The organism is Methanoregula sp. PtaB.Bin085, from assembly GCF_002067035.1.
In the GTDB taxonomy this organism is placed as follows: Archaea; Halobacteriota; Methanomicrobia; order Methanomicrobiales; family Methanospirillaceae; genus Methanoregula.
The window spans coordinates 1-4,429 of record NZ_MVQB01000054.1; the positions used below are offsets into that span (position 1 = coordinate 1).

The 4,429-nt window shown below is 53.1% G+C and carries 6 protein-coding genes; 2 read left to right on the forward strand and 4 right to left on the reverse strand.

Annotated features, from left to right (window positions below):
- The first annotated feature begins 36 nt into the window (after positions 1–36).
- On the forward strand, positions 37–807 hold the full coding sequence (locus A4E33_RS11615) for a DUF4013 domain-containing protein (protein ID WP_292348342.1): 771 nt from the start codon (positions 37–39) through the stop codon (positions 805–807).
- 203 nt (positions 808–1,010) lie between these two features.
- Here the strand turns inward: A4E33_RS11615 and dmpI are convergent, their stop codons facing one another.
- Both dmpI and A4E33_RS11625 read right to left on the reverse strand, forming a co-directional pair.
- The gene (dmpI, locus tag A4E33_RS11620) at positions 1,011–1,220 is read right to left on the reverse strand and encodes a 4-oxalocrotonate tautomerase DmpI (RefSeq protein ID WP_292348333.1); all 210 of its coding nucleotides are present in this window, start codon (positions 1,218–1,220) and stop codon (positions 1,011–1,013) included.
- A gap of 18 nt (positions 1,221–1,238) precedes the next feature.
- Positions 1,239–2,396 (reverse strand): aldo/keto reductase, encoded by a 1,158-nt coding sequence (locus A4E33_RS11625; protein ID WP_292348335.1) that lies wholly within the window; start codon positions 2,394–2,396, stop codon positions 1,239–1,241.
- A 250-nt stretch (positions 2,397–2,646) separates the two neighbouring features.
- Between A4E33_RS11625 and A4E33_RS11630 the strand changes: the two genes are divergently transcribed.
- On the forward strand, positions 2,647–3,459 hold the full coding sequence (locus tag A4E33_RS11630; protein WP_292348337.1) for a CPBP family intramembrane glutamic endopeptidase: 813 nt from the start codon (positions 2,647–2,649) through the stop codon (positions 3,457–3,459).
- 105 nt (positions 3,460–3,564) lie between these two features.
- Here the strand turns inward: A4E33_RS11630 and A4E33_RS11635 are convergent, their stop codons facing one another.
- A complete protein-coding gene (locus tag A4E33_RS11635) occupies positions 3,565–3,900 on the reverse strand; it encodes a helix-turn-helix domain-containing protein (protein ID WP_292348339.1) in 336 nt (111 codons plus the stop codon).
- Between the two features lie 199 nt (positions 3,901–4,099).
- Positions 4,100–4,429 (reverse strand): DUF2099 family protein (locus tag A4E33_RS11640; protein WP_292348341.1); only part of this gene is annotated, 330 nt, incomplete at its 5' end.

Sequence of the window (4,429 nt, forward strand, 5' to 3'; positions counted from 1 at the left end):
TATATGCGGTCTGGTGATCTCATGGATTTTGGCTCAATGCTTGATGATTCGTTTGCATATGCAAAGGAGGGCATCTGGGAAAAGTGGTCCCGGTGGTTATTACTGATAATCAGTATGATAATATTTCCTTTGATTCTTGGTTATATCGTTCGGATTTACCGGGGAACAAAACCGGCTCCGGAATTGGAGGGGTGGGGAAGTATGTTTATCGATGGCCTGAAACTGCTTATTGTCCAAATCGTATACTGGGCTCCGGTTATCCTGCTTGTTATCCTGGCATTTATTCCCCTTGTATCCGCCCTCATAACCTCGGGAGCCCTTTTTGAGGATTTCAGTTCGATGTCCGATTCCCAGTCGGAACGATGGTTCGATAGTCACCCCGAACTGATATCCGACCTGCTTATGGCCGGTGGTTTCATGGTAATCCTCATGATCATTGCCTGTTTTCTGGCAATAATTATCACCATTTTTTCATTCCTTGGCGTTGTGCGTTTTTCCCGGAGCGGAAGTATTGGTGAGGCATTTAACTTCTCTGCGATCCTCGCTCATATTGCACGAATAGGATGGTTCAGTTATATCCTCGCGCTGATGATTATCACAATTATCGGCTATATTTTCAGCATGATCCTCAACATCTTCTCGTTTATCCCGGTCATCGGGGATTTTGTACAACTATTTGTCATGATTATACTGTATGTACCTTTCATACTGTTCTCTTCACGATTTTCGTGCCTGGTTTACGATGCCGGGGACGAGAGACCACTCCATACAGAAAATCCCGTTGTTCTATCCCTGATCAATCAGTAATTTTTGAATTTTTTTGCTCTGTAGAAAACCTCCAGGATAAAAAATGTAAGATTCTGTGGAAATTACAAACAATCATCGTGACTGTGATTTCCTTCAACCGGATGAAGGATTTTCTCGTTTTAGATCGCCGCTGAACTTGCTCCCCACCAGCCAACTCCCGTCGCCACCTGTGTACAGCACACCAGGCAGAATAAAAAAAGTATCTATTTTGGCTGTGTTCCCGCGTCCGGGAACTGTTGCGAGAGAGGGGTTCCGCTAACACCGATGGCGTCTTTCGGGTATTCCCGGACATACACGAAAAATGCCTGCGGCGGGAGTTTTGTGATCTCCGAGGCGGTCTTCGTGAGTTTCTGGATCAGTTCAATTCTCTGTTCGTGGCTTACCGGCCAAAGGTCAATCGTGATTACTGGCATTGTTTAACCTCATGATAGTTACTTTCCGAAATATCCGGCAACATCCTGCAGGTATTCCCGGATAGGAAAATGCTGCGGGCATTTCTCCTCGCACTCCCCGCACTGCACGCAGCAGGAAGCATACCCCGGTATTCCCCCGGAGAACGCGCCGCTGAGGGCCCAGGAGTACACGCCCGCAGCCTTCTCCTTTGCCTCGTAGGTGTACGCCTGGTTGTAATACATGAAACACGAGGGGATATCGACGCCATTCCCGCACGGCATGCAGTACCGGCAGCCGGTGCACGGGATCTTCACGCGGGATGCAAATGTCTCCCGCATCTTCTCCACAACGGCAAGCTCACCGGGAGAAAGGGAATTTGGCATGCCCTGCGCAGCAGCAGCAAGGTTCTCCTGAACCTGCTCCATCGCGTTCATTCCGGAGAGTACGACCGTGACCTCGGGATGGTTCCAGACCCAGCGGAGCCCCCATTCTGATGGCGTGCGCCGGACCGGAGCATCAAGAAGATGCTGGTGGATCGCGGGGACGTCGCCTGAGAGGAGCCCGCCCCGGAGAGGTTCCATAACCACGATGCCAAGGCCCTTTTCAGCCGCGTACTGCAGCCCCTGCGTGCCGGCCTGGTACTGCTCGTCCATGAAGTTGTACTGGATCTGTGCAAAAGTCCAGTCGTAGGCGTCAACGATCTCTTTGAAGACCGGGAACTGGTCATGGAAGGAGAATGCCGGGTGCCGGATGCGGCCGTCCGCCCGGGCGCTGTCAAGGAATTCCAGCACGCCCAGCCGGGAAAGGTTGTCCCAGGTTTCGCCCCCGAGCCCGTGAAGGAGATAGAAATCGATATGGTCCGTGCCGAGCCGGACGAGCTGTTCGTCGAGATACTTGTCCATGTCTTCCCGGCTCGTTACGAGCCAGCTCGGGAGCTTGGTGGCAAGGAAAACCTTGTCGCGATACCCGTTGCCAAGCGCTCTCCCGACAACTCCCTCTCCCTCCCCATTATGGTACGGGTAGGCTGTGTCGATGTAATTGACACCGGCATCGATGGCAGTCCGGATCAGGGAGATTGCCTTCTGCTCATCAACCTTTCCTCCAGCCTGTTCACCCTCAGCGGGCGGCAGCCGCATGCACCCGAACCCGAGGATCGAGAGATCGTGGCTGCATCGCGGGAATTTTCTGTACAGCATTGTTTCACCGTTCCATAGATCAGGAAGAATTCGCGGGGATATATAGGGAACAGGGACAAAAATGTCAGGAAGCCTGCTCTCAAGAAACGCTGCAAAGGCAGGAACCATGACCGGCAGGAGTGTTACGGGCGCTCTGCCTCCCTATTGCAAAGAGCAGGATCGGTGCCGGATATTTCCAGGGCACCCTGAACGAATGCCTTATGAATCCATGTCGCGTATTTCAACGCGGGTGTGGAATGGGAAAGAGACCATGAAGGATACACGGACACGATATCTGCCGGGCCGGTTCTTTCTGATCGCGTTCATTGTTGCCTGGTTCTTCTGGTTTGCAGATGCGTATTTCAGCTGGAATGGCGGATCCCAGGTACTGCAGGGACTGCTGATATTTCTGGGGATCTGCGGTCCGGTTGCTGCATCCCTCATCATGTTCCGGCAGGCCAGGAGCCCGGAACTCTGGAGCGATTACTTGTACCGACTGATCAGTCTCCGGCGGATCAACCTGCGGACACTCCCCTTCATCGTGTTCCTTTTCCCGGCAATGATCTGTATTGCGATCGCGATATCCCTCCTGTTCGGTAAATCACCAGACCAGTTCGCAATCCTGTTCAGCCCCGCCATCATGACCATTCCGGCCCTCACCGGCATCTTCCTGGCCCCGGCTCTGGAGGAAGCGGGGTGGAGGGGATACGGAGTCGACAGTCTCAGAAGCCGTTTTTCGCTCTTTTTTACCTCTGTCTCCTTTGGCCTCCTCTGGGCGTTCTGGCATGCCCCGCTCTTCCTCATCAACGGGTTTTACCAGAATTCCCTCCTGTCCAGCTGGCTCTTTACCACAAACTTCTTTGCAAGCACGGTCGTCATGGCGTTCCTCGTCAACTGGGTATTTTACCGGAACAACCGGAGCATCATTGCCTGTATTCTCTTCCACCTCTCGGCAGATGTTTCCATGAGCTTCATCCCGGCGGAGCAGTTCACCAAGTGCATTGTCACCGTCCTGATGGTCCTCGTTGCAGTCGTTATCGTGATCGGGGATTATGACCTCTTCTTCGAAAAACGGCTTCGGTGATCGGGACCTAGATACGATATATGCCCCGTGGGCCGGTCTGCAGACCATTCAGCCATGCAGCCAAGGGTTGCAGAAAAGCCGGTCACGGCGGAGGCAAAAGCCCCCTCAGTGGCTCTCGTTGATCTGGTCCGCGAGCTCCGCATCCGCCCAGTTTTTCAGGGACGCAAGGATTGGGATGACGGTCTTCCCCCTCTCCGTCAGGGCATACTCGACCCGGGGGGGCATGCCGGCATACTCCGTGCGGGAGATAAGGCGATCCGCTTCAAGGGCCCGGAGCTGCCGGGTGAGCATCTTCTGGGAGATCGCCGGCAGTTTCTCCTGGATTGCCATAAAACGGAGCGGGGCGTCCTTTATCTTCCAGAGAATGTGCGGTTTCCATTTCCCGCCAATCACGTCCATCGCCGCCTCGAGCGAACAGACGTACATCCGTTTTTTTGCCATGTACCGGTATTCCGGGCGCTGGTACAATAACGGTTGCGTTTTGATTCTTGCGGCCCGGTAATAACTATTCCCGTCCGGACTGATGCGATGAAAAGATGATGGAATTACCGGAGAGCAGGGGCAATCTTACTGATGGAATAGGACGGCAGGAACGTTTTATCAGGGTAGAGCGCTTTCGGCATATCCTGATCGATCTCTTTCAAGTCACTGATATGGGAATCGCCATCTCCTTCTTTCCAGGCGCTGTCCCAAAGAAAGGCAAGATACCTGCAGGAATCGAAGAGCACGGCAATGGTCTGGTCCCCGAAGTGGTTCCACTGGATTTCCGCAGCCTGCTTTTTTTGTTTTTTATCGTTAATGGTAGTGAATACTTCGAATAATTTTCGAAGATCATGGCATCGGAATAGAGCTTCCGGATCGTTTTCGCATCAGCCGTCCGTTCGACGGTGACCACAAGGTTTTTGTATCCCAGTTCGTACGCCTTTACAACACCGGCTGGCTGGATGAGCGATGCACGGGCTTTGTCGAT